The sequence below is a fragment of the Fodinibius halophilus genome, assembly GCF_011059105.1.
In the GTDB taxonomy this organism is placed as follows: domain Bacteria; phylum Bacteroidota; class Rhodothermia; order Balneolales; family Balneolaceae; genus Fodinibius; species Fodinibius halophilus.
Genome location: NZ_JAALLS010000006.1, coordinates 91,663 through 116,921, shown reverse-complemented (window position 1 = coordinate 116,921; position 25,259 = coordinate 91,663). Strand labels below are relative to the sequence as shown.

The following is a 25,259-nucleotide window of genomic DNA, read 5'->3' as shown; positions in this document are numbered from 1 at the left end:
CAAGCAAGGTATTAGGATTAGAGGATCAAGCTGCGTCAGATATTTATCCTCCTGTTATTCGTTATCTGTTACTAGTTATTGGATAACAACTAATAACTATTCTACAAATAACCTATAACTAGCCTTCCTTGCCCCTCTATAACAGAAAACAATTGGCTGGAAATAAATGAAATTATTTAAAGCAATTTTGGTCACCGGTATGCTCGTGCTTGCTGCCGGATGTGCCACAGAAGAAACATTGATCGAACCACCTTCAGAAAGCACATTGGGAGATAAAATCTATAAACGTTCTCCTGCATTAAATCAGAATGTTAATTCACAGGATACGGCATCGAAGGTCACGATTTCGGATACGCTGACTTTCTCAGACGCGCTGTCCAAAGCCCTACTCGAAAATCCTAGGCTGCAAGGCTATGGTTGGCAGGTGCGTGTGAAAGAAGCCGAACGCATTCAGGCTTCGCTGCTTCCCAACCCGCAGTTGAATGCCGAAATGGAAAATTTTGGTGGTACGGGACCCTTTGAAGGCTACGACAGCCGAGAAGTGACCGTCAAATTGGGACAAAAAATCCTGCTGGGTGCTGATCGACTCAAGCGGAAGCGATTGGCAGGTACCCAAAAGGAACTGGCCGGATGGGATTATGAGACCCAAAAGCTTGATGTGCTAACAGGCGTAACCAAAGCTTATATCTCAGCAATGGAAGCTCAGCGTCAGTGGCAACAGCAGCAAGAGTTGGTTGATGTCGCTCAAAACCTGTACAACTCCATATCTGCCCAGGTGAAGGCCGGTAAAGTTCCCAAGCTGGCCCAGACGAAAGCACAGGTTGAGCTATCCCGCGCTAAAATAGATCTGGAAAATGCACGCAACCAATGGGAGTCAGCTCGTAGCTCGCTGGCTGCTTACTGGGGAAACAAGCAACCACAATTCGAGCAGTTAAAAGGTCAGCTGAGCATGCCGTCTGAGGTCCCCAAATATGCTAAGGTGCAAACTTATATCCAGCAAAATCCGGATGTGGCGCGGTGGGCTACCGAATTGCAGCAACGTGAATCGGCTCTTGATCTGGAACAGGCAAAAGGTATTCCCGACATCACTGTGAGCGGAGGATATAAACACGCGGAGGATTTAGGTGCCGGTGCTGCTATTGTTGGTGTATCCATGCCGTTGCCTTTTTTTGACCGTAATCAGGGAAATATCAGAGCGCTCAAATATGAGTTGAATCGTGCAGAGTGGCATCGAGAAGCCACCCTCATACAAACTTATAAAACTTTGCGAGTGGCATACAATCGGCTTAGGTCATCAGCCCATGAAGTAAAACAGCTGCATGAGCAAGTATTGCCCGGAGCCAAAACGGCTTTTGAAGCGGCCCAAACCGGCTACCGGCAGGGCAAGTTTGATTATCTGGAAGTGCTGGATGCCCAGCGTACGCTATTCTCAACACGTACTCGCTACATCCAGGCCTTGGCCGAATACAACCGGGCCGTAGCCGAAGTAGAACGACTTATTGGAACCCCCCTCTCTGAAATTTCTGCAAACTAATTTTTTTAAATGAATATGGAATTACCAATCATGAAGAATCTCACTGTATTAACACTTGCCGGTCTTTTATTAGGAAGTCTTTTGAAAGGCTGTGGAGCTGAATCAGGTTCCCAAACCCACACGCAAAACGAGCAACATCAACAAGAATCGCAACACAGTGAAGAACCGGAGCAGCATACCGAGGAAGATGGGCAGCATGCCCGTGAAGTGCATCTGACTGAGCAGCAAGAAGGTGATCTCGGCATCAAAGTGGAAACGCTATCCGAAGGTAGTGCTTCCTCAACAATTTCACGTCCGGCCAGTATCGGATACGATCTGGATCAGATTGCAAAAGTTGGTCCCCGTATCGAGGCAAAAGTTGTGAAAGTCATAAAAGGCTTGGGAGAGCGCGTCAAAAAGGAGGAGCCGATTGCTTTGATGAGTAGCGTCGGACTGGGAAAAGCAAAGGCTGAGTATATTCGGCTGAGAACTGAGTTAAAAGCTGAAAAGGCACACTATGAACGAGAAAAATCTCTTTATGAACAGGAGATATCGAGTCGTGCCGAAATGTTGCAAGCTGAAGCACACTACCAAGAAGCAAAGGCTGCTTATAATGCAGCGGCAGAATCACTGCGTCTTTATGGTCTAAGTAAAAAAGATCTTCAAAATATCGAAGCGGGCAGTGATAAGCCATTATCTCACTTTTATCTGACGAGTCCGCTCGACGGGGTAATTCAAGAACGGGATATTTCACCCGGACAAACCATTAGTTCCAGTGAGACGCCCATCCACGTAGCGAATCTCTCTAAAATGTGGGTGATGATCGATGCCTACGAGCAGGATATCCGGTATTTGGGCAAAGGACAAAGCGTAAGTCTCACGGTCCGAAGTATCCCCGGAGAAACCTTTGAGGGAAAAACGGATTGGGTTTCCTATTCACTGGAAAAAGGAACCAGAACCATGCCGGTTCGTGCCGTTGTTGAAAACCCAAACCGAAAGTTACGGGCCGGGATGTATGGCACCGCGCGCATATCCACAGAGAAAGAACGTAATGTAGCCATGATTCCCATTGACGCCGTACAAACCATCGAAGGTGAGCAAGTGGTGTTTGTCCCCGGCAACGAGGAAGGCAGCTACAAGCCGGTTGAAGTGATACTGGGCAATGAAAATGAGGGCTATGCGGAAATTGCTACGGGCCTGAAGCCCGGTCGGAAAGCTGTCGTTGCCGGAGCTTTTGACCTGAAGTCCGCCCTTACCGCTCAGGGGCGAAGCGCATCCCACGGACATTAAATTTACTCTCATGTCATGCTGAGCTTGTTTCAGCATCTAAAAATACCACTACGAATTGCAGACCCTGAAATAAATTCAGGGTGACATATGAGTATTTAACGACTAAAGAATTTTGACTTATGCTTCAACAGATAATAGACAACGTATTAAAGAATCGATTGACGATCCTCATTCTGGTGGCGGCCGTTGGCGTCTATGGATACTTCTCCTTTGAGGATGTCCCCATCGATTCCTTCCCGGACGTATCGCCCACCATGGTGCAGGTATTTACTTCCAGTCCCGGTCTTTCCCCGGTGGATGTGGAGACACAGATCAGCTATCCCATTGAAATCTCAATGTATGGACTGCCCAAGCTGGATCGCGTGCAGAGTACTTCCATCTTTGGGCTTTCGCGTGTAAACATATATTTCGAAGAGGGCACCGAGATCTATTTTGCCCGACGACTGGTGATGGAACGACTCTCCAAAGCCAGGGAGTCTATTCCTGATGGGCTGGGACAACCACAACTGGGACCCATCACTACGGGGCTTGGGACCATCATGATGTATGAAGTAACCAACAAAGATACCACTAACCATTCCCTGATGGAGCTTCGTACAGCCCAAGACTGGATTGTAAAGCCCCAGCTTCGGACCGTACCCGGCGTTACCGGCGTACTCTCTCTCGGCGGGGATGTCCGCCAGTTCCAAGTTAATGCCGATATGAACGCCCTGATTTCACGCGGGCTTACTCTGGATGATCTGGAAAAAGCCATCAGCACCAACAATCGCAATGTAGGTGCCTCCTTTTTAGAGCGAGGAGGGGAAGAATACCTCGTCCGCGGCTATGGCTGGATTAAGCCAAACAAGCAGGGTTTGGAGGATATACGAAACATCATCATAAATAGTAAGGATGGCAGCCCCATTTATGTAAAGGATGTAGCCAAGGTCGAGTTCGGCTCCGAGATTAAACGGGGCACTCTTATTAAAGATCAAGAGGAGTCGGTGGGGGGCTTTGTGTTAAAGCTCATTGGCGCAAATACGCAGGACCTGCTGGCCCAAGTAGATCAAAAGATCGATGCCATTAACAAGGCACTACCTGACGGCATGGTTATGAAGCCTTTTTACTCGCAGGGACAGCTCGTCAACAAAGCCGTGGGCACAGTAAGCAATGCCCTGTATTTTGGGGCCATTCTTGTCTTGTTTATTCTCTACTTTTTTATGGGAGATCTTCGCTCAACGCTCATTATTATATCCACTGTTCCCATTGCGTTTCTCATGGCTTTTATTGGGATGAACCTCATGGGCATATCGGCAAACTTGATGAGTTTGGGGGGACTTGCGATCAGTATTGGGATGATCGGGGACAGTGCCACCGTGATCGTAGAAAATACCTACCGCCTGCTGGAAGAACGAGATACCGAGAACGTATCTCTGGTGCGGGTGGTGGGTGAGGCCGCTCGTGAAGTCATCCGACCGGTGATCTTTGCCACCAGCATTATTATTATTGTATTTATTCCGCTCTTTTCGCTGGAAGGCGTAGAGGGAAAAATGTTAAAGCCGCTGGCCTATACGATCACCTTTGCACTGGGCGGAGCTATCTTTCTGGCCCTGACCTACATCCCGGTCATTTCCAGTTTTATCCTTCCGGATAAAGGAATGGATAAAGAACCGTGGTTAGTCCGCAAAGTAAAAGGATTCAGCCGTCCGCTGATTGAAAAAGCTACCCAATTCCCCAAAATGGTCTTTGGTGGGGCATTAGTGCTGTTTGCTGCAAGCATGGCCGTGTTCCCATTCCTGGGAACCGAATTTCAGCCGACCTTGCGGGAAGGCACCTTTGCCGTGCGCTCTGTACTGCCTCCGGGCGCTAACCTGCCAACTACCAAGGAATACACGAAGCGTATTCAGGAGTCCATGCAAACCTTTCCCGAAGTGCAGGGCATCTTTTCCCGTGTGGGACGTGCGGAAGTAGGCGGCGATCCTGAACCGGTAAACGTGGTCTTCAATGTGGTGAACCTCAAACCGCTTGATGAGTGGGAAGCCGGACGCAGCTATGAAGAGCTGCAGTCGGCCATGGCTGAAAAATTGCAGGAAGATCTGCCGGGCGTAGCTTCCAATTTTTCTCAACCTATTCAGCTTCGTACGGATGAACTACTCAGCGGTGTCCGTGCTCAGGTAGTTGCCAGTCTGTATGGGGATGACTTGGATACCCTGGCTCAAAAAGCGCAGGAAATTGCAGAAGTCGCCAAAAGCGTAGAAGGAGCGGTGGATGTCCGCGCCCAGCAACAGGGAGGGAAACCGCAAATCCTTGTGCGACCTGATCGCGAGCAGCTGGCCCGACTGGGCATCAGCATCGATGACTTTCTGAATACCGTAGAGACCGGCATCGGAGGCTCGGTAGCCGGACAGGTATTTGAGGGCATTCGCCGCTTTGATATTTTCGTGCGCCTGCAAGAGAACCAGCGCAAACGCATTGAACAAGTTCGTGAGTTGCCCGTGCGTACCGCTAAAGGTTCCCTGGTACCGCTCTCCCAGATTGCAGATGTGGAGGTCTTTACCGGTCCCAAACAAATATCCCGCAACAAGGCCAGCCGACGAACCTACGTGCAGCTTAATGTTCGAGGTAGAGATATGGGTAGCGTCGTGAATGAAATCCGCCAAAAGGTAGAACAGCAAGTGGATCTTCCCGCCGGTTACTTTACCGAATACGGCGGACAGTTTGAAAATAAGCAGCGGGCCATGAACCGTCTGATGGTGGTGGTGCCCATTACCCTGGGACTGATCTTCTTCATGCTGTTTTCCACCTTTGGAAGTTGGCGTTATGCAGTGCTCATCTTTCTGAACATTCCGTTTGCTTCCATTGGGGGTATCTTTGCTCTCTGGATATCGGGGCTGTACCTGTCAGTACCGGCAGCTGTGGGCTTTATCGCCATATTCGGTATTGCAGTACTTAACGGGCTGGTGATTGTCTCCTATATTAATCAGTTGCGAGAGGAGGGAATGTCAACCGAAAATTCGGTCGTGCAGGCTTCGCTATTGCGATTGCGTCCTGTATTGATGACTGCACTGACTACCGGTCTAGGGCTGTTACCGTTATTGTTGGCTAATGACATTGGCTCCAATGTACAGCGCCCGTTGGCTGCTGTCGTTGTCGGTGGTCTGTTTACCTCCACGCTGCTTACGTTGGTAGTATTGCCGACCATCTACAAGTGGTTTTCCGAACCGGTCACACATGCCGAACTGTAAATTTCTAATAAGAGTTGGCAAGTTTTTTGATGCTTGTCAGCTCTTTGAATACATAATTTTGCAAATATTTATCATAAAAATGCAAGAGAATGCTGTGAATGATCCATAATCTGGGGCGATAATAATCGCTTACTGATTCCAGTACTAATTCTTTGTTAATTACTTTATTTTACTATTTATGCAAAACAAACATTTCCATATTAAAAACATGGTGTGCAGCCACTGTGCCGAGGTATTAGAAGAGAAACTGAAAACTGCAGGTTTTGAGGTGCAAAAAATTGAGCTCGGTGAGCTATATCTGGCTCAACCTATTGATGAAAATCGGTACGGTGAACTAATTTCTGTTATTCGTGATAACGGCTTTGATATTATCGATGATGATAACAGTCGCATGGTTGAGCAGATTAAACAGCTTATTATTCAGCAAGTTCGGTCAACGCAACCACTTGAGGAGAATCTTTCGGATTATTTGTCGGGTGAGATTCACAAAGATTATCAGCAGTTGAGTCGGTTATTTTCTGCCGTGGAGGGAAAGTCTATAGAACGATATTTTATTCAGCAGAAAATTGAGCGGGCTAAGGAGCTTATTGTTTATGATGAGAAAACGCTCAGCGAGATAGCACTGGAATTGGATTATAGTAGTCAACAACATTTCTCACGCCAGTTCAAAAAAGAAACGGGGCTTGCACCATCACATTTTAAAGATATTAAAGAGAATAAACGCACTTCTATCGATCAGTTGTAATCAATAATATATGCTACTATATCGAAAGGTTGTTAATGGCTGTGGTGTTGAAGGGGAAGGATTTCAAGCCAGTAATCGATTGGCGTTATTCCCTAGAACAAATTACCGAAGCTCATCAGTATGTGGATAAAGGCCATAAAAAAGGAAATATAGCTATCATGGTAGACTCCATTAGCGGATAGATATTAAAGTAAAGCCGAGTTTTACAGAACTTAGCAGGTCATCCTGAATTTATTTCATGATCTCGGTTTTATTGTCACAAGGTGTAGATAAGTTTCTGGTCCGTCGGTTGAGGGACAGAACAAAAGAGCGGGGTGGTTTGGCAAAACCATTTTAAGGAATGAAGAACTCGCAAATGATAAAATTGGGCGGTAATACATCAAAGTTCTGCACAATAAATACATGAAGATGTAAGAGTTAAGAGGTGTAGATTTATAAGTTTGGCAATAATAATTTTAATTAGCCAAATATTGATATGATTAAGCCCCAAGAAGTGCTATTAATGGGCGGATACGGACGGGCTGGTACAGAAATTGCTCGTTTATTGGTTGAGTATTCAGAATATTTTATAACGATTACCGGACGAAATAAACAGAAGGCTGAGATAACAGCAATAACTTTAAACAATCGAGCTTCTGCTGAACGATGCAAAGGCATAGCACTGGATATTACCGATAGCAAAGCCTTGGAAAAGGTACTGCCGGAATATGATTTGCTGATCAACTGTGTGCCATTGCCTACGAACGATAAACAGGTTATTCGAATAATTTGCGAAGCAGGTGTTCATTATGTTGATCTTATCCCCGGCAAGTCGAAGCGAGCTCAGTTTGAAAAGTATAAGTCAGTTATTATTCAAAATAATAGTATTTGTGTACTGGAGGCCGGCTGGGAACCGGGTCTGCCCGCATTTTTGGCACAATTGGGAGTGCAGAAACTTAACGATAAGGCTAAAAATATTGAGGTGCACGCTGTATACCGGGAGAAAGAGATGCCATATACCAGTATTGCAGACATTATGGAACATGCTGATTTAACAGCTTCCTTTTTAGAAGAGGGACAGTGGGTCCGAAAATCCATAATTCATAACCAGAATATGCAGTTTCCAGAACCCTTTGGAAACGTCACCGGTTATCCCGCAGAATTGGCTGAGCTTAAATCAACTGCTGTTGATCTCGGACTGAGATCATTAACGTTCTATCACGGAGGATATAACCCGATTTGTGATCTGATTTTATTTATATGGACAGCTTTGGGACTGCGGAATAATGAATATTTGAAATCAGCTGGTGTTAATTTATTTCGATGGGCAAATAATTGGTTCACAAAACCGCCCTTTGGTGGAATCATCAAGGTAAAGTTGAAAGGGAATTCTAAGTCATTGCAGATAACAGCTTCAACAGAAGATCTTTATCGGGCTACGGCTATTCCAGTAGTTGCTGCTGTCAAACAGATTTTAGATAAAACTATTAATGATGTTGGGGTGCACTTTATGGGATCTGCGGCAAAGCCTGAAGAGTTTGAAGAAGAGATTACAAGGATGGGGATATCCATAGATATTCAACAGAATAACCATGTTATAACATAACTCTGCACAAGAATTACAAAATATTGCAAGAGTCAGTTGCCGAATTAGACTTATCTTTTAGGCAGAGGTTAAAAGGGACCTTTGCAAAACCAGGAAGTCATCCTGAATGTAATGAAGGATCTCCCTTTCAACGGCAGCAGATGGATACTGAAGATTCTTCGACAAACTCAGAATGACGAAATCAAAGGTTTTGCAAAGCCCTCTAAAAATAAAACTGATTACTTTGAAAATGATTGAAATAAATGAAGATATAAATACCGGGAATCTGGCCTTTAGGGTGTCCGGGAGAATATCAAAAGAAGAAATAGCAGAGCTAGCACCATTTATTAGCAAACATGTGCAATATCTGAAAGATCCTCACCTTCTGATTATAATAGAAAATTTTAAGGGGTGGGCAGCCTTTAGCGGATATAAGATGAGTCGCCGACTATATACAAAATATGTCGATTCTTTCGATCGCATTGCCGTTATTAATGGCTTTAATAACCAAGAGCAAACAACACAATATTTTAGTACCTTCACCGAAGAGCTAAAGATATTTTCTATTGACGAGGCCGAATACGCATGGAGATGGATTGACCAAAAACCTCACTTATGATGTCATACCTAAAAGATTACAAAGAAGTTATTATAAGTACTGTGCTCTTGGCAGGGACATTAGCTGCAAAATATATGATAGCTTCTTTTGCAGGGCAAAAATATGTGTATTTATCGCTGTATGCGCTTTCTTACATTGCAGTAGGTGGACCGGTATGGGTAAAAGCATTTGAATCCATCAAAAATGGGACGATATTCAGTGAGTTTCTATTGATGGGTATTGCTACTGTGGGAGCTTTTGCCATCGGGGAGTATGCCGAGGGTGTTGCGGTAATGCTTTTTTATATGGTGGGAGAATATGCCCAGGGCAATGCAGTTCACCGGGCTCGAAGATCCATAAAATCATTAATTGACAGCCAGCCCGAGATAGCAACTGTTGAAAGAAATGGCACCGTATTACAGGTAGCACCTAAAAGTATTGAAACAGGAGAAATTATCCGCGTTAAACCGGGAGAGAAGGTCCCCCTGGATGGCGTACTGCTTTCGGATGAGGGTTCTTTTAATACTGCCGCCCTGACTGGAGAATCCAAACCGATGACCCGCAAGGCCGGAGAAGAAATATGGGCCGGATCCATCAACCGGGAGACTCCTGTTCGTATTGAGGTAACCAGCGCCTATGAGGATACCAAGCTATCTAATATTTTAAAGATGGTAAAAGAAGCTGCTGAGCGTAAAGCGCCTACAGAACGATTTATGACTCGTTTTGCCAAGGTGTATACTCCGCTTATGGTTTGGTTGGCCGTGGCGCTTACTTTTATTCCTTATCTATTTGTGGATGATTATGTATTTCGGGATTGGCTATACCGTGCCTTAATATTTTTGGTGGTCTCCTGTCCCTGTGGACTGGTTATCTCTATACCACTTGGCTATTTTGGGGGTATCGGGGCGGCCTCGCGCAATGGTATTTTATTTAAAGGGGCTAACTTCCTGGATCAGCTTCGTAAAATGAATATCCTGTTTATGGATAAAACAGGAACCATGACCAAGGGAGAGTTCAAAGTGCAGGAAGTTTATCCTGCGGACGGTTACGACAAAGAGGAGCTGATAAAATTAGCTGCTTCGCTCGAGCAGCAATCGACCCACCCCATTGCAAAAGCTATTGTAGATTATTCGAACGGGCAATTGTTGTACCCGGTAGAAAATCAACAGGAGGTATCCGGGAAAGGACTGATAGGTACGATTAATCAAAAGACGGTAGCGGTTGGTAACCGTGATTTACTGAATGAGTATGATACGCAGCTCGTACGTAATGGGTGGGATAATCCTTATACCTATGTACACGTAGCAGAAGATGGTACCCATGTTGGTACCATCAGTATTGCTGATCGTATCAAAGAAGATAGCAAAAGCGCAATTCAAGAATTACACCGGTTGGGTGTTGAAGAGATCATTATGCTATCCGGTGATAAGCAACAGGTAGTAGACCATGTAGCAAAGGAACTGGGACTCGATCATGCCTTCGGCGGTCTTATGCCGGATGATAAATACAATCACGTCAAAGAAGCCCTGAATAAAGATAATACCGTTGGCTTTATTGGGGATGGGGTGAACGATGCGCCGGTAATAACCCTGGCTGATATCGGGATTGCGATGGGCGGAATCGGTTCTGATGCAACAGTTGAGACGGCGGATGTGGTCATTCAAACCGATCAGCCATCAAAAATACCTACGGCCATAGAGATCGCTAACTTTACGCACCGGGTAGTGTGGCAAAATATTGGCTTTGCATTAGGGATAAAATTGCTGGTTATGGGACTTGCTGCCATCGGTATTGCAACTATGTGGGAGGCTATCTTTGCCGATGTCGGAGTAGCACTATTAGCTATTGGTAATGCATTGCGAATTCAGCATAAATATTCGGGGCTGACTATCAGTTCTCTCAGTAGCCAGGGCAGTGAAGTGGACGAGGAGATGCCGCAAAACTGTTGTGAAGTATGTTAAATGGGGAGTCTTACCGGTAAGAGTAGATTTTCTATAGAGAAACTGGGAAACAGTTTATTAAGAATCTATCCATCCTGCATACAGCTCTGGTCGCCGGTCTTTTAAAAAAAGTTTTCGGGAGTGAGAGTCTGCTGCTTCATTGAGATCGATATCACAGTATAGAATATCTTCTTTTTGACTGGCAGCTTCGGCAATGACGGAACCGCCGGGGTTGCAAATGAATGATTCTCCGGCGAAGGTAAGTTTAGGTTCCTCTCCTACACGGTTACAGAGAGCGGTAAAATAGCCGTTTTGGAAAGCAGCAGTTCGCAGCTCCGATTGGTATAATCCTTCAGGCCATTCTCCCACTGCGCCGGCTTGTGGTACAAATACAATTTCTGCCCCTTGCACCGCCAATGCCCGCATGTACTCCGGGTAATGCCGGTCGTAGCAGATAGCAACGCCAATTTTGCCATAGGGAGTATCATATACAGGAGCTCCTTTATTGCCAGGCGTGTAATACTGTTGCTCATGGAAACAGGCATAATCGGTAATATGGATCATACGGGTGGTGCCCATGATGGAACCATCGATGTTTATAACAGGAGAGCTGTCATAGGTTTTATCTCCATCCTGCTCAAAAAGATTAAGAATGATAACGACTTCAAATTCCGCAGCAAGCTCAGAGAATGATTCTGTTATACTTCCCGGTATCGTTTCGGCATGACGTCCCGGTTCTGTGGGATTGTCATACTGGGGATAGAACGGCTCAAAAGCCAGTTCCGGAAAGCAGATGATTTTAGCTCCCAGTTCTGCAGCTTCACGAGCAGCCTGTAGACCTCGGTCCAGATTTTCATATTTATCTTCGGTACAGGCTTGCTGAATAAGAGCAATTTTCATGATAAAAAGACTGTTTATTCGGTTTCATCAATTACGTTCCCGTCCTCATCAAACGACATATAAGGGTTATAGGCTATTTCCCAAAGGTTATCTTCAGGGTCAGCAATATAATCGCTGTACCCACCCCAAAATACTTCTTCAGGTTTTTTACGGATGATAACTCCCTTAGATTGAAATTCCTCAAAAAGGTTATCAACGGCCGATTTAGATTGTAGGTTATAGGCCAAAGAAAAACTCTTAAAGCCGCTGCCTTCAGGTGGTACCTCGGCATCTTGGGCGAGAGCATCACGACTGAAAATAGCTAGCTGAAATCCATTTAGGTGAAAAAAAGTAATATCTTCATTACTTGAGGGCAGGGGCTGCCAGCCGAATATATCAATATAAAAGTTCGAGAGCTGCGTTACATCATCAGCGCCCAGTGTGATAAGGCTCAGTCGTTGTTCCAACATCCTAATATGGTTTTTAATCAAAAAAGGCTGCCCACCAATTAAGATGGACAGCCTTATTATAAAATCGGTTATTACATTATGGCTTAATAAGAATTACTGCGGGTGTAACTTGTGCAGTTTCCGTTCTCTTTACCATCTTCTTTGGCTTTTTCTTTCTCTTCAAATCCACCGTTGGAGTAAGCTTCGATATCACCGTTTTTGGCGGTTCTTCTCCATCTCCATTCACCGTGGGCGTCTTGGTATAATTCACATCGTGGCATAAAAAAATACGTACCTTTTTAGTGTTACTATTTTAAAATGTACAAAGATATAAACGATACTTTTGCACATCTTTAAAATTGCAAAAAAATTAGCAGTTTTCGAAGTATAATTTTGACCAAATAATAGTTAGTTCGTTGAGATATGTAATTGATAGAGATATTCAGGAGAAAGGTGAATGTGATAGCCTTTGAAATAACAGACAAGGGCCAGCATAAAGAACAAAACACCGGCTAATATTAACAATAGGCTACCGGCCTGTTGCAATATATAACTGAGCCAGGATCTTTGTCTTATTGTTCCAGTTTGATACCACTTGCGCTTGTTTCCTAGAAAAGTTTTAGAACTGAAAAAAATAATAATGAGAGCCCCACCGGCAATCCAAAACATAAGAATACTTTTTTCTCCTTATAGGGTAGAAAGCGATGGGGTGTTCCAAAAAAAGAATCCTAAATAAGAAATATCAGGGCAGTAGTTTAAAATCGTAATCTACATTATCTTTGATTTCCATGCGTGGCAGATCAATAGGGACGTCATGTTCTTCAGCTTCCTTTTTAAGAGCAGTGTAAAAGGTACGTGAAAGTAATAATCGTTTGTACTCGCGACCTTCGTCATAAATGTAGTCGGTAATTGCATCACGCAGTCGATCCATCTTTTCCATAGTAGCAGTCAATTATATCTTGAGTTAGAGATTTAAGACCTAGCTGTAAACATACAATTATCTTGGGAGTGTTCAAGTCTGGCAGGAAAGAAGGAACAAGAGGAAGTTGGGAGTACAGCATGATTTAAACATGAGTATCTTTAAGCAAGAAATGGTAAAGTATCTCAGAAAATTGTAAGAAATACCATATGCAATGTAACTTTTTTTATACATCACGTATAGTATATTATACTTTTATAAACTGTTAACGAAAGAAAAAAGATCATGTCAAAGAAAGAGATCTATGCGTGGAGTTCATTAGCCTCATCAATAGTGTTATTAGGATTGTACCTGACTGCAGTGTTTGGATGGCCAACATCACTTGAAGAACATGCAGGATATATTACAGGATTATTTTGGAAGGTTTTGGCAATTGCAGTGGTAGTTGAATTGCTGATAGAGGTTTTGAAGGAATTCAATTCAACTGAAGTTTTTGAAGACGAACGTGATGAAAAAATACAAGCTAAGGGCTATAAGAATGCCTATTATTTCTTAATGGGATCGATTATCGTATTGGCATTTAACATGTTCTTAAATAATCTGGGACAGGAGGTATTTGAAGATCAGCTGGTTTTGACAGTGCCTGTTTTATCGTTGCATCTGTTAATTATAATTTTCTTTATGGCTGATATAACAAAAGCTGGCACCCAAATATACTACTACAGAAAGGGGATCTGATATGGATAAGAAACCTATTGAAAATAATATACGTCTATTGCGTTTTAAAAACAGAGAAATGACACAGAAACAGCTGGCTCAAAAAGTAGGGGTGACACGCCAAACCATTCATGCTATTGAAGCTGCTAAATATTCGCCTTCGTTAGAATTGGCTTTTCGCATAGCTCGTGTATTTGGATTATCAGTTGAAGAAGTTTTTAATTATCCTTCTAATAGTGAAGGAACGGATCAAACTTAAATCACAATTTAACGTTTGAAGTACCTTAGAGAGTGATAGGATGGGTTTTTAATAATTATCACAATTAGACGATAACTTTGTTATATAGTTGGGGGTAATTTTCATGCACAAGATCTTTTTACAAAGATTTTATTATATTAATGTTAAGTTGGTGCAGGTTTAAAAAAGTGCGTAGGGTAAGTATTTGAAATAATAATTGAGACGATTGTAAACATCAGCAAACATGGGACACAATCATATTTTAATAGTGGATGACAATGAATCTATCCATGAGGATATTGAGACCATTCTGTCTAATTCCAGTGGAGATTCTGACCCTGAGCTGCAGCAGATCGAAGATGATCTGTTTAGTGATATGAGTGAACATAAAGAGGAAGCGGTTGCTCAGGTTGACTATGAGATCGACCATGCATACCAAGGGGAAGAAGCAGTTGATATGGTGGCTGAAGCTCAGGAAAAAAACAATCCCTATTCACTGGTGTTTATGGATATCAGGATGCCGCCGGGCATAGATGGGATACAAGCTATTAAAAAAATATGGGAGAATTATCCGTATACCGAAGTGGTGATTTGTACGGCCTATTCGGATTATTCACTGGACGAGATTATTCAAAACCTGGGAACAACAGATAAGTTGCTGTTTATCAAAAAGCCATTTGATGCCACTGCGCTTAAACAGATGGCCTTAACCCAGACAACCAAATGGCAGCTTCAACAAGAGACGATAAGTTATACCGAGAAGCTGGAGGAAAAAGTAAATGAACGCACTAAGCAGCTCAACAAATCAGTAGAAAAATATAAGAAGATGAAAGAAAAGGCCGAAGAGGCATCGGCGACCAAAAGCATCTTTTTAGCTAATATGAGCCACGAGATTCGTACCCCGATGAATGGAGTTATCGGGATGAATGATCTGCTGATGGAGACCGATCTTGATGAGGAGCAGAAAGAACTATCGCAATTGGTTAAACGGAGTGCCGAATCATTACTTCGGGTTATAAATGATATATTAGACTTTTCAAAAATTGAAGCGGGGAAAATGGAGATTGAGAAGATCCCGTTTAATATCCGTGATGTTGTTAAAGAAGTTGTCGAAATCATTACTTTTTCATCCGACGAAAAAGGGTTGGATATTTCGTACACGGTAGATGACGATATCCCGCAGAAGTTGTTGGGCGACCCTACCCGGTTGCGTCAAATCTTACTTAATTACGGGAGTAATGCCGTCAAGTTTACCGAAGAGGGATACGTCTCGTTCAATGTTGAACTTATTAAATCAGAAGCGAAAGAAAACCTGGTACAGTTTTCGGTGGTAGATACCGGTACGGGCATTTCTGAAGAAAAACAAACAGATATCTTCGGTTCATTTTCCCAAGCCGACTCATCAACGACACGTAAGTTTGGGGGTACCGGCCTTGGGTTGGCTATATGTCGGCAACTTGCTGAGCTTATGGATGGAGAAGTTGGTGTTGAAAGTGAACTCGGAGAAGGGTCAACCTTTTACTGTACTGTTCCGTTACAGGAGGTCGAAGATCAACAGGAGGATGAGGAAGCCCCAGATAAGGAAGATTCTGACGAACTGTCAATATTTCCCGAAGAGCTCCACGTTTTGGTAGCAGAGGATAATAAGATCAACCAAATGGTTGCGACTAAGATACTGGAGAAAGAAGGCATGAATATCGATATCGTTGAAACCGGACGTGAAGCGGTAGATGCTGTGGATAAAAAAGACTACGCTTTTGTACTTATGGATATTCAAATGCCCGAGATGGATGGATATGAAGCAACTGAAAAAATTCGCGAAAAGGAGAAGGAGACAGGTAACCATCTCCCAATTATTGCTCTTACAGCCTCTGCTATGGAAGAAGATCGCCAATTGTGCTTAGATGCGGGTATGGATGATTATGTGCCTAAACCCATTGATAAACAAGAGTTGATGAGGGTTCTAAAAGAGATAGTAGTTAATAATAGTAATCATCGTATTTCCTCTAATTAATGGCTATGCTATTATTGTAATTTTGAGAATATTATTTTGCAATTATCGTTAATCGAGCATTTTATTGAGCCATTATATGAAATATCCTGAGTTTTTTTAGTGTATAACAAGAGTATTAAAAAATAATGATTTGTAACTTAGTCTGGGTTGTAAATTAGCAGCTATAAAATTAACCATAGCAGTAGGCTTTTAGAAGCGGCCACTTGCCAACTTTTGGATATCCTTTAACATGAGACGATTGGTACATTACGTAATAATATTTTGGATTCACCTTTCCTTAGGGTTGTTATTCGCTTCACCCGTTTCTGCGCAGCAAGATAGTATTAGGTTTGAACATCTTGGGCTTGAAGATGGCCTTTCGCAGTCATCAGTATCAACAATTATTCAAGATGACAAAGGGTTTATGTGGTTTGCAACCACGGGAGGACTTAACCGTTATGATGGTCGTGAAATGACTGTTTACAGCAGTAATTTAATTGAGAAGGAAGGGCTTAGTGATAAACATGTAACGGATATATGCAAAGACCCAGAGGGTAATTTTTGGATTACAACGGTAAATGGTGTTACCTACTTTAACCTGAGGACAGAAACTTTTAGTCGTTATTTTTCTGAAGATGGTTCCAACAGTATTACACATAATACGGCTTATGGAGTACAATGCGACGAAGATGGAACTATTTGGATTGCGACAAATGGCGGGTTAAATAAACTGCAAGACAGGCAAAAAGGGCATTTTAAAGGTTATTATATTCCCGAAGGGGATAGCAATTTTAGGACTGTCTATCGTGATTCTAAAGGAGTATTATGGGTGGGCTCGTTTGGAAATGGCCTTTTTTATCTGGATGCCAAGGAGCAGAAACTAGTTGAACTCGATCTTTCTGCTTTGTCGGATGAAGTTGTTACTTCAATTTATGAAGATAAAAATGAGGTACTCTGGGTAGGTACAGAAAATGGGCTCTATCGCATAGACAAGAAGAGAGAACAGGCAAAAGCTTATCGCAATGCAAGTGGTGATCCTACCTCATTAAGCGACAATACGGTTAATGTTATTTATTCTGACAGCAGGTCAAACTTATGGATAGGCACCGAGAATGGTCTCAATTTGTACAACTCAAAAACAGACGATTTTCGCAGGTTTACCTCTGACCCCACCAATCCAAATAGCATAAAATCAAATCGGATATACAGTATTTACGAAGATCAGCACAATACCCTGTGGATAGGAAGTTGGTCGAATGGGATTGATAAATTTAGTTATCATCAAAAAGGATTTGAGCACTATACGCATGAACCTAATAAAGAAAATACGTTAAGTGATGATAATATTTGGGATTTTGTGGAAGATAAAGATAAGAATATTTGGATAGGTACAGATAATGGCCTAAATCGGTTTAATCCCCAAACCGGTGAGTTTTTATCCTTTTTCCATGATCCCAAGAATCAAAATTCATTGAGCAGCAATCGCATTTTTAATCTTGCAAAAGATCAGTCAGGAAATATATGGATGGCAACTATAAAGGGACTCAATAAATTTAATCATGATACGCAAGAGTTTAAGCGTTATATGGTAGACGAAGGAACCACAAATTCTATTAGTTATCCTTCACTTTGGGGAGTAGATATAGCTGCTGATGGCAGGGTATGGGTTACCACATCGGGGCGCGGGGTAGATGTCTTGGATCCCGAAACGGATCAATTTGTACATTATAAGTCAGATCCTACAGACCCCAATAGTCTGTTGGATTCGTTTACCACAGAGGTGTACGTTGATAGTAAAGATCAAATCTGGATCGGAACCAGAAAAGGACTGAATCTGTATCGCCCCCAAACAGATGATTTTAAATCTTTTGCATCGGATTCCACAATTCCCAAAGGGAGTTCGGTAATGGATATTCATGAAGATTCGAAAGGCCGGCTTTGGATAGGAACTTCAGTAGGGGTATTTATTTTAGATAGTGATACACACGAATTACTTAATTATTATAATCGGGATGATGGATTGCCTGACGATATTATTTGGGTTATAACAAACGACCATGAAGGCCATATTTATTTGGGTACTACAATGGGGCTTGCTGTGTGGCACCCCGAAACGGAGGCCTTTGATATTTTTAACAAGCGTGATGGTTTGCAGGCCAATGAATTTAATGCCGGTGCAGCTTTTACTTCTGCTGTCGGTCAAGTCTACGTTGGCGGGATTAACGGTTTTAACAAAATTGTGCCTTCAGATCTGAAAGGTAATCCTCATGCTCCTCCCGTGGTGCTTACTGACCTGCAGTTGTTTAATGAATCGGTGCCTGTTCAGGGTGATTTTAAAAGCGATAATGGCAAAAAAACTATTCTTCAGAAAACAATTACATACACCGATGCGCTCACATTATCATATGCTGATAATGTAATTTCTTTTGAGTTTGCGGCCCTTAATTTTACCATCCCCGAGAAAAACAAATATGCCTACAAGCTGGAAGGCTTTGATGAAGACTGGAACTATGTGGGTAACCGAAACTTTGTTACTTACACTGAATTGGCCCCGGGAGAATATACCTTTCGTGTTAAAGCATCAAATAACGACGGAATTTGGAATAATCGGGGAACCTCACTATCGCTTATTATTACACCTCCCTTTTGGCAAACAACATGGTTTTATCTGTTTGCTACCGTATTTGTCATCGGAGTTATCTTTACTGGCTATAGGATGAAAGTACGCAGGTATAAGGAATATAGTGAACGGCTCGAAAAAGAAGTAGCAGATCGTACTTCCGAGTTAAATCATAGAAATGAGGAACTCAAAAATGCCCTGGAAGAGCTCGAAAAAGCAAGGGATGAAGTGGTCGAAAAAGCCCATAAAGCAGGGATGGCAGATCTCGCTACCGGAATTTTACACAATGTCGGTAATATCTTGAACAGTGTGAATACTTCTGCCGCTCTTATCGAAGATACTATGAAGCATTCCAAGTTGCAGGGATTGCTGCAGGCAAATACAATATTACGTGAAAATGTAGATGATATTGAAGGGTTTGTTACAAATAACCCCAAAGGGAAAAAGTTGATGCAGTACTATCTCCGGCTTGAAGATCCGTTAAAAAAAGAACAACAAAAAGTTATTAAGCAATCGAAACGTTTGACCGAAAAGATAGAACTCATTAATGAAGCAATTGCAGCACAACAGAGCTATGCCGGAGCAAGTATGTATGCCGATCATATTTCGCTTGGAGAGATGATTGAAGATGCTTTGACTCTGCAAGCCGGATCTATTGACCGCCACGGGCTAACTGTTGACAAGGAGCTGGATTCTGTGGATCCGATTATTGCCCAGCATTCAAAATTGATGCATGTGCTTGTGAACCTTATCAAAAATGCGAAAGAAGCTATGGCGGGGAATCGGCCCGATGACAAAGTAATTAAAATAAGAAGCTGGGAAGATAACGATAGAGTATTCCTTTCCATTTCTGATAACGGTTCCGGTATTAAAGAAGAAAATCTTAAAAAAGTATTTAACCACGGATTTACTACCAAAAAAAGCGGACATGGCTTTGGGCTGCACAGCTGTGCAAACTATATGAAAGAAATGGGTGGTGATATTGAAGTGGAGAGCAATGGTAAGGGCAAAGGGGCTACTTTTACACTAATCTTTGCTAAAGCGAAAGATAGTAACGAAGAGGAATAAAACTGATTTTATCCCCGCACCTGTGACTGCTATTAACTAAATGCGGGGCTGTAATTTAATAATATGCCATCATTTTTAACTGATTTTAAAATGGGTAGGGCACACCGTTTGGCACGTGCTAATTATATTCCACGCATGGTGGGATTTATTGCTTCTTTTATTGCTATTGGGTTGCTAGTTGTAGAAAGGGGATGGTCCAGTTGGTATTTCTTTTTCTTAACAATATCTCTGTTGATTTATCCTAATTTTATTTTGTTGCTGTCCAAACTAAGGCCTGGAGATAAACGAGTAGAGTTATGGGCAATGAAGTTTGAATCGGTAATGCTTGGTTTTTGGATTGTAGCCATTGAATTTTATCTGTGGCAGTCATATGCTTTTTTAGCGGGTGCTCTTGTCACTAATACGATGATTGGAGGATTTCGGCAGATGTTTCAAACGTTGGCACTTTTTCTAGGTGGAATGCTAATGGGTGGACTAATTATGGGAGCCGAAGTCCAGTTAGACGGGCCATTTTATATTGACATCATTGTAATGATAATGCTCATTCTTTTTATAATTAATGCCGCGGCCTCATTTTATAGCCAGGCACGAAAGTTAGCAGGAATGCGTAGTAAGATGGAAGATAAGAATGAAAAGCTGAATGAGACGGTAGAGGAACTAAAGTCAACCAGAAATGAATTAGTTGAAAAAGCACATAAAGCCGGGATGGCAGATTTGGCAACAGGCGTACTCCATAATATCGGCAATATTCTAAATAGCGTTAATATTTCTACATCAGTGATTAATGAGACGCTGCAAAAATCGAAAATTCCGAAGTTACAGCAAGCTAATGAGCTTCTGGACGAACATAAGGACAACTTAAAAGAATTTATCGCTGAAGATTCCCGAGGACCAAAGTTGTTAAACTACTATCTAAAACTTGGGCAACCTTTAAGCCAGGAGCATGAGAAACTTCAAGAGCATTGCAATAGACTTATTGATAAGGTTAATCTGATGCTGGAAGTAATTGATGCTCAGCAAGACTATGCCAAGGTCGGGCGCATTGTGGAAGAGGTACAGCTCGAAGAGATTGTTGAAGATACCTTGAAACTACAGGCAGGGAGTATTGAGCGTCACGAATTACACATACAAAAAGATTTTGAAGATACTGATACCGTTGAGGTACAAAAGAGTAAGCTGATACATATACTGGTTAATTTATTTAAAAATGCCAAAGAGGCTATGACCAATGTCAATCGAGATGAGAGAGTATTGACAATTGGAACGAGCCAGGATGAGGACCATATCTATCTCTCGATATCCGACAATGGGGATGGTATCAGTGAGGCAAATAAGAAAAAAATATTTAATCACGGATTTACGACTAAAAGGTCGGGACATGGGTATGGGTTACACACCTGTGCCAATTACATGGCCGAAATGGATGGTAAAATTTTAGTAGAAAGTGAAGGGCAAGGAGCAACTTTTACATTACTCTTTCCCAAAAAATGAGGGGGAGAATACAGTAAGTAGTGGGTTCATAATAGGTTTAGTTAGAGGAATAGTAGAGAAATATGGAAGTACAACGATTAAAAGTGAGATGTAGCTTTTTTTTATTACTGTTGATGTTGTCAGTTACTGTAAGCAGGGGACAAGTCTTGCAAAATACGGAGTTCCATCAGCTAACGCCCGTAGATGGGCTTTCCCAACGGTCGGTTTATGCCATATTGCAGGATGAGCAGGGCTACATGTGGTTTGCCACCCAAGATGGGTTGAATAAATATAATGGATATGAATTCACCATTTATACGCATAATGCTGATGACAGGTATAGCATCAGCTCTAACGAGGTGCGAACATTATACGAAGATAGTAAAGGGAACCTCTGGGTTGGTACTCTTGGACGTGGGGTAAATTTGTATGATCGCGAAAAGGATCGTTTTATTCGATTTCAAGGTGATATCGACCGCCCCCAGGAAACACTAAGTGATAATTCTATTTGGGATATTTATGAAGATAACAACGGGAATTTCTGGGTTGGTACCAGCTGGGGCTTAAACTTGATGGAGCGTACCGGGCCTAAGGATGAACATTACCTTTCCAAGGATACCCACTATGTTAATAAGAAGAATGATTCATTGAGTATTAGCTCAAATAATGTGACCGCTATTTATGAGGATAGTAGGGGCAATTTGTGGGTAGGTACAGAAGATGGATTGAATATTATGAACCGCCAAACAGGGCAATTCAAACGATACTTCCATGATCCCGACAACAAAAACAGTATTAGCGCAAATCACATTACCACTATTTATGAAGATAGCAAAGGACGGTTGTGGATTGGAACTGATGGAGGGGGACTAAATTATTATAACTATAAAGAAGACACCTTCAGTAGTTACAGCCACGATAATACGGATCCCAATAGCATTGTTGGTGACAGGATATATGCTATTGAAGAAGATTATAAGGGGCTTCTCTGGATAGGCACGAGTAACGAGGGCTTAAGTGTTTTTGATCGGGCAAAAGAACAGTTTCACAATTTTAAATACGATAAATACAACCCCAAAAGTATTCATAAAAATGGCATTCTGAGTTTATTTGAGGGAGATGATCGGACCATGTGGATTGGCACGTTCTCTGGGGGTGTAAATTTTGTCGACAGGGATAAAAAGAAAATTGAACACTACAAGAACAATCCGAACGATTCTACAAGTCTTACTTACAATACCGTACGTAGTTTTTTGGAAACCTCTACCGGTACTTTTTTGATTGGGACAGACGGTGGAGGCCTAAATATCTTTGATCGGGATAATGGCACTTTTTCTGCTATTCGTCATAATCCTGATGATAAGAATAGTATTCCGAGTGATGTTGTGTTAGCGATGGAAGAGCACCAGAAAAAGAACCATGTATGGTTAGGAACCTATAACGGGGGAGTCAGCCAATACAACCTGGCTGATAATACGTTTAAGCATTATCAGCATAATCCGGATGATGTAAATAGCTTGAGCAGTAATGATATTTTTGAACTCTACAAGAGCAGCCGTGGTAACCTGTGGATTGGCACCAATGGAGGAGGGGTTAATGTTTTGGATCCCCAAACCGAAAATATCCGTCGCTATAAAGAAGATCCCGGAGATACAACAAGTATCGGCAATAATGATATAAGAAGCTTTTATGAAGATAGTAAAGGGAACATTTGGATCGGTTCTTACGGGGGGAACCTAACGAAGTTCAACCGGAGTAAAGAGGAATTTCAGTTTTTTAATATTAATGGGGGTAACCTATACAGCAGTGTTATTCAATGTATGTTGGAAGATCAACAGCAACGGTTATGGCTGGGAACCCGCGGGGGTGGGCTTAAACTCTTTAACCGAAAAACCCATAAGCTAACTACCTACTCAAAAGAAGATGGATTGCCTAACAATGTTATAAATGGAATGCTAACCGACAATAACGGCCATATATGGATTAGCACAAATGATGGATTGGCAAAATTTGATCCAGATACTGAGAAATTTACCAAATATGGAATTAAAGATGGATTACAAAGTCGAGAATTTAGTGAAGGAGCCCATTATAAAGATAGACAGGGATATATGTATTTTGGTGGAGCAAATGGCTTTAATCGGTTTCATCCTGATAGTATTACGGCTACTGACAAGGTTCCCCAGCTTGTATTAACAAACTTTCAGTTGTTCAATGAAACGGTGAAAATTGGTGAAAATACCCCGCTTAAAAAGCATATAAGTCAAACCGAACAGATTACCTTACCCTACAATTCAAGTGTAATTACTTTAAATTACGCTGCTTTAGAGTATAGTGCTGTAAAAGGAGTTCGCTATGCCTATAAGTTAGAAGGCTTCGATTCCAAATGGAATTTAGTAGGTAAAAAAAGATCGGCCACATATACTAATTTAGATCCTGGGGAGTACCATTTTAAGTTGAAGACGGCCAATAGCGATGGGGTATGGGGGGCAGAAAAAGATGCGCTAACCCTGGTCATTGTCCCACCATTTTGGCGAACTACCTGGTTTTACCTTATATCAGCTATTTTGATAATTGGAGTGGTTTCGGCGGGCTATCGATATCGTATTCGCTCTATACAGGAACAAAATAAAAGATTAGAGGAAAAGGTAGAGCTGCGTACCAAAGAGTTAAATAAGAAAAATGATGACTTGCAAAAGGCCTTACAGGATCTGAAAAGAACAAGGAGTGAATTGATAGAAAAAGCGCATAAAGCCGGTATGGCTGATTTAGCTACAGGAGTCATTCATAATATTGGTAATATTTTAAACAGTATTAATATATCAACAACACAAATTGCGGAGACACTCAACAACTCAAAACTCCCTAAATATAAACGAGCTAATGCCTTGTTGAAGGAACACAAAGATAATCTTGAAGATTTTCTTATTAATGATCCCAGGGGAAACAAGTTGTTGGACTATTACCTCAAGCTTGAAAAACCCTTGGAAAACGAGCACCAAAACCTTAAAGCGCATTGCGAGAGACTCACGCAAAAAGTGAAGCTTATCACTGAGGTTATTGATACTCAGCAAAGTTTTGCGAAAGTTGGCCGGGTAGAAGAAAGTGCAAGGTTACGAGAGATAATCAAAGATATTTTGAAAATCCAGTCGGATAGTATTAGCCGTCATGAATTGACGATTAAAACTGAATTTGATGACCAGGATGAAGTCAAAGTGCAAAAAAGTAAGCTGATGCACATATTGGTTAACCTGTTTAAAAATGCCAAAGAAGCAATGGCACACAAACCCCCATCAGAGCGGATTATCTGGATAGAAACCTGGCAAGAGGAGGAGCATTTGTATCTGTCAATTGCGGATAATGGATCTGGGATAAAAAAGGAAAACCTCGGAAGTGTATTCACGCAGGGGTTTACGACAAAAGATTCTGGCCACGGCTTTGGATTACACAGCAGTGCCAACTACATTTCAGAAATGGGAGGAAGTATTAAAGTTAAGAGTGATGGGCAGGGTAAAGGGGCTACATTTATTTTAACGTTTACCAAGATAGATCAATAGCAGAAGACAAAGTAGATCGTACCTTCATCTTAAAATCATATAGGGGATATCATTATGGAGTTCTCAAACATTAACTTTTGGGCAGTTCTGGCAGCAACGCTATCAACTTTTTTAGTAGGATGGCTCTGGTATGGCCCCCTTTTTGGGGCCGCATGGATGGAGGCTGTTGGTATGAACAAAGAAGGACTTCAAGAAGAAAATATGGCTAAAATATTTGGCCTGGCCTTTGTTTTTGAGGGTATTATGGCGTTAAATCTGGCTCTCTTTTTAACGGGATCACCGGAAGCAGCAGCTAAGGTAACGGCAGCCAGCGGAGCTTTTTATGGATTTTTGACAGGCTTCGGCTGGATCTTTTTTGCCCTTGCCGTAAATAGTCTATATGAACGGAGATCATGGAAATATATCTGTATCAACGGGGGCTACTGGAGTGTTGCTTTTACGATAATGGGGCTTATTATTGGATCCTGGAAATAGG

General features: G+C 42.1%; 20 protein-coding genes. 16 read left to right on the top strand and 4 right to left on the bottom strand.

The genetic code is table 11. The annotated features are described in order from the left end of the window. Positions 1 to 166: 166 nt before the first annotated feature. The 9 genes from G3569_RS06370 to G3569_RS06335 all read left to right on the top strand — a co-directional run bounded on the left by G3569_RS06370 (position 167) and on the right by G3569_RS06335 (position 10,895). Positions 167 to 1,534, top strand: coding sequence for a TolC family protein (locus G3569_RS06370; protein ID WP_165267226.1), 1,368 nt, complete (start codon positions 167 to 169; stop codon positions 1,532 to 1,534). A 30-nt stretch (positions 1,535 to 1,564) separates the two neighbouring features. After that, entirely contained in the window at positions 1,565 to 2,803 is a 1,239-nt protein-coding gene (locus G3569_RS06365; protein WP_165267224.1) for an efflux RND transporter periplasmic adaptor subunit, read from the top strand. Positions 2,804 to 2,922: 119 nt separating this feature from the next. Then, positions 2,923 to 6,027 (top strand): efflux RND transporter permease subunit, encoded by a 3,105-nt coding sequence (locus G3569_RS06360; protein ID WP_165267222.1) that lies wholly within the window; start codon positions 2,923 to 2,925, stop codon positions 6,025 to 6,027. Positions 6,028 to 6,205: 178 nt separating this feature from the next. Further along, positions 6,206 to 6,772: a helix-turn-helix domain-containing protein gene (locus tag G3569_RS06355; RefSeq protein WP_165267220.1), complete on the top strand. Its 567-nt coding sequence runs from the start codon at positions 6,206 to 6,208 to the stop codon at positions 6,770 to 6,772. A 35-nt stretch (positions 6,773 to 6,807) separates the two neighbouring features. Further along, complete coding sequence (locus G3569_RS18910) at positions 6,808 to 6,954, top strand: zinc-binding dehydrogenase (RefSeq protein WP_165267218.1); 147 nt, start codon at positions 6,808 to 6,810, stop codon at positions 6,952 to 6,954. 293 nt (positions 6,955 to 7,247) lie between these two features. Then, the gene (locus G3569_RS06345) at positions 7,248 to 8,357 is read left to right on the top strand and encodes a saccharopine dehydrogenase family protein (protein WP_165267216.1); all 1,110 of its coding nucleotides are present in this window, start codon (positions 7,248 to 7,250) and stop codon (positions 8,355 to 8,357) included. A gap of 81 nt (positions 8,358 to 8,438) precedes the next feature. Beyond that, a complete protein-coding gene (locus tag G3569_RS18345; RefSeq protein WP_205720056.1) occupies positions 8,439 to 8,594 on the top strand; it encodes a hypothetical protein in 156 nt (51 codons plus the stop codon). Further along, positions 8,587 to 8,955 carry a SpoIIAA family protein gene (locus G3569_RS06340; RefSeq protein ID WP_165267214.1) on the top strand — a complete coding sequence of 123 codons (369 nt, stop codon included), beginning with the start codon at positions 8,587 to 8,589 and terminating at the stop codon, positions 8,953 to 8,955. The genes G3569_RS18345 and G3569_RS06340 overlap by 8 nt, the downstream gene beginning before the upstream one ends. Continuing rightward, a complete protein-coding gene (locus G3569_RS06335; RefSeq protein ID WP_165267212.1) occupies positions 8,952 to 10,895 on the top strand; it encodes a heavy metal translocating P-type ATPase in 1,944 nt (647 codons plus the stop codon). Before G3569_RS06340 ends, G3569_RS06335 begins: the two co-directional genes overlap by 4 nt. A gap of 57 nt (positions 10,896 to 10,952) precedes the next feature. On the opposite strand, the gene G3569_RS06330 is transcribed toward G3569_RS06335, so the two are convergent. The 4 genes from G3569_RS06330 to G3569_RS06315 all read right to left on the bottom strand — a co-directional run bounded on the left by G3569_RS06330 (position 10,953) and on the right by G3569_RS06315 (position 13,142). Continuing rightward, positions 10,953 to 11,774 carry a nitrilase-related carbon-nitrogen hydrolase gene (locus G3569_RS06330; RefSeq protein ID WP_165267210.1) on the bottom strand — a complete coding sequence of 274 codons (822 nt, stop codon included), beginning with the start codon at positions 11,772 to 11,774 and terminating at the stop codon, positions 10,953 to 10,955. 14 nt (positions 11,775 to 11,788) lie between these two features. Then, a complete protein-coding gene (locus G3569_RS06325) occupies positions 11,789 to 12,223 on the bottom strand; it encodes a VOC family protein (protein WP_205720055.1) in 435 nt (144 codons plus the stop codon). Between the two features lie 83 nt (positions 12,224 to 12,306). Beyond that, positions 12,307 to 12,483 (bottom strand): YegP family protein, encoded by a 177-nt coding sequence (locus G3569_RS06320; protein ID WP_165267207.1) that lies wholly within the window; start codon positions 12,481 to 12,483, stop codon positions 12,307 to 12,309. A 461-nt stretch (positions 12,484 to 12,944) separates the two neighbouring features. Further along, positions 12,945 to 13,142: a hypothetical protein gene (locus G3569_RS06315; RefSeq protein WP_165267205.1), complete on the bottom strand. Its 198-nt coding sequence runs from the start codon at positions 13,140 to 13,142 to the stop codon at positions 12,945 to 12,947. Between the two features lie 264 nt (positions 13,143 to 13,406). On the opposite strand from G3569_RS06315, the gene G3569_RS06310 reads away from it, so the two are divergent. The 7 genes from G3569_RS06310 to G3569_RS06280 all read left to right on the top strand — a co-directional run bounded on the left by G3569_RS06310 (position 13,407) and on the right by G3569_RS06280 (position 25,258). Continuing rightward, positions 13,407 to 13,859, top strand: coding sequence for a DUF2178 domain-containing protein (locus G3569_RS06310; RefSeq protein WP_165267203.1), 453 nt, complete (start codon positions 13,407 to 13,409; stop codon positions 13,857 to 13,859). 1 nt (position 13,860) lies between these two features. Continuing rightward, positions 13,861 to 14,097, top strand: coding sequence for a helix-turn-helix transcriptional regulator (locus G3569_RS06305; RefSeq protein ID WP_165267201.1), 237 nt, complete (start codon positions 13,861 to 13,863; stop codon positions 14,095 to 14,097). Positions 14,098 to 14,320: 223 nt separating this feature from the next. Beyond that, positions 14,321 to 16,090 (top strand): response regulator, encoded by a 1,770-nt coding sequence (locus tag G3569_RS06300; protein WP_165267199.1) that lies wholly within the window; start codon positions 14,321 to 14,323, stop codon positions 16,088 to 16,090. Between the two features lie 229 nt (positions 16,091 to 16,319). After that, a complete protein-coding gene (locus G3569_RS06295) occupies positions 16,320 to 19,757 on the top strand; it encodes a two-component regulator propeller domain-containing protein (protein ID WP_165267197.1) in 3,438 nt (1,145 codons plus the stop codon). A 63-nt stretch (positions 19,758 to 19,820) separates the two neighbouring features. Further along, positions 19,821 to 21,248: an ATP-binding protein gene (locus G3569_RS06290; protein WP_165267195.1), complete on the top strand. Its 1,428-nt coding sequence runs from the start codon at positions 19,821 to 19,823 to the stop codon at positions 21,246 to 21,248. Positions 21,249 to 21,310: 62 nt separating this feature from the next. Further along, positions 21,311 to 24,784, top strand: coding sequence for a two-component regulator propeller domain-containing protein (locus G3569_RS06285; RefSeq protein ID WP_165267193.1), 3,474 nt, complete (start codon positions 21,311 to 21,313; stop codon positions 24,782 to 24,784). Positions 24,785 to 24,838: 54 nt separating this feature from the next. Then, complete coding sequence (locus G3569_RS06280) at positions 24,839 to 25,258, top strand: DUF1761 domain-containing protein (RefSeq protein WP_165267191.1); 420 nt, start codon at positions 24,839 to 24,841, stop codon at positions 25,256 to 25,258. The last annotated feature ends 1 nt before the right edge of the window (position 25,259 follow it).

Coding starts and splice junctions, on each gene's coding strand:
- G3569_RS06370 (WP_165267226.1), top strand. CDS start 167: ATGAAATTATTTAAAGCAATTTTGGTCACCGGTATGCTCGTGCTTGCT.
- G3569_RS06365 (WP_165267224.1), top strand. CDS start 1,565: ATGAAGAATCTCACTGTATTAACACTTGCCGGTCTTTTATTAGGAAGT.
- G3569_RS06360 (WP_165267222.1), top strand. CDS start 2,923: ATGCTTCAACAGATAATAGACAACGTATTAAAGAATCGATTGACGATC.
- G3569_RS06355 (WP_165267220.1), top strand. CDS start 6,206: ATGCAAAACAAACATTTCCATATTAAAAACATGGTGTGCAGCCACTGT.
- G3569_RS18910 (WP_165267218.1), top strand. CDS start 6,808: ATGGCTGTGGTGTTGAAGGGGAAGGATTTCAAGCCAGTAATCGATTGG.
- G3569_RS06345 (WP_165267216.1), top strand. CDS start 7,248: ATGATTAAGCCCCAAGAAGTGCTATTAATGGGCGGATACGGACGGGCT.
- G3569_RS06340 (WP_165267214.1), top strand. CDS start 8,587: ATGATTGAAATAAATGAAGATATAAATACCGGGAATCTGGCCTTTAGG.
- G3569_RS06335 (WP_165267212.1), top strand. CDS start 8,952: ATGATGTCATACCTAAAAGATTACAAAGAAGTTATTATAAGTACTGTG.
- G3569_RS06330 (WP_165267210.1), bottom strand. CDS start 11,774: ATGAAAATTGCTCTTATTCAGCAAGCCTGTACCGAAGATAAATATGAA.
- G3569_RS06325 (WP_205720055.1), bottom strand. CDS start 12,223: ATGTTGGAACAACGACTGAGCCTTATCACACTGGGCGCTGATGATGTA.
- G3569_RS06320 (WP_165267207.1), bottom strand. CDS start 12,483: ATGCCACGATGTGAATTATACCAAGACGCCCACGGTGAATGGAGATGG.
- G3569_RS06315 (WP_165267205.1), bottom strand. CDS start 13,142: ATGGAAAAGATGGATCGACTGCGTGATGCAATTACCGACTACATTTAT.
- G3569_RS06310 (WP_165267203.1), top strand. CDS start 13,407: ATGTCAAAGAAAGAGATCTATGCGTGGAGTTCATTAGCCTCATCAATA.
- G3569_RS06305 (WP_165267201.1), top strand. CDS start 13,861: ATGGATAAGAAACCTATTGAAAATAATATACGTCTATTGCGTTTTAAA.
- G3569_RS06300 (WP_165267199.1), top strand. CDS start 14,321: ATGGGACACAATCATATTTTAATAGTGGATGACAATGAATCTATCCAT.
- G3569_RS06295 (WP_165267197.1), top strand. CDS start 16,320: ATGAGACGATTGGTACATTACGTAATAATATTTTGGATTCACCTTTCC.
- G3569_RS06290 (WP_165267195.1), top strand. CDS start 19,821: ATGCCATCATTTTTAACTGATTTTAAAATGGGTAGGGCACACCGTTTG.
- G3569_RS06285 (WP_165267193.1), top strand. CDS start 21,311: ATGGAAGTACAACGATTAAAAGTGAGATGTAGCTTTTTTTTATTACTG.
- G3569_RS06280 (WP_165267191.1), top strand. CDS start 24,839: ATGGAGTTCTCAAACATTAACTTTTGGGCAGTTCTGGCAGCAACGCTA.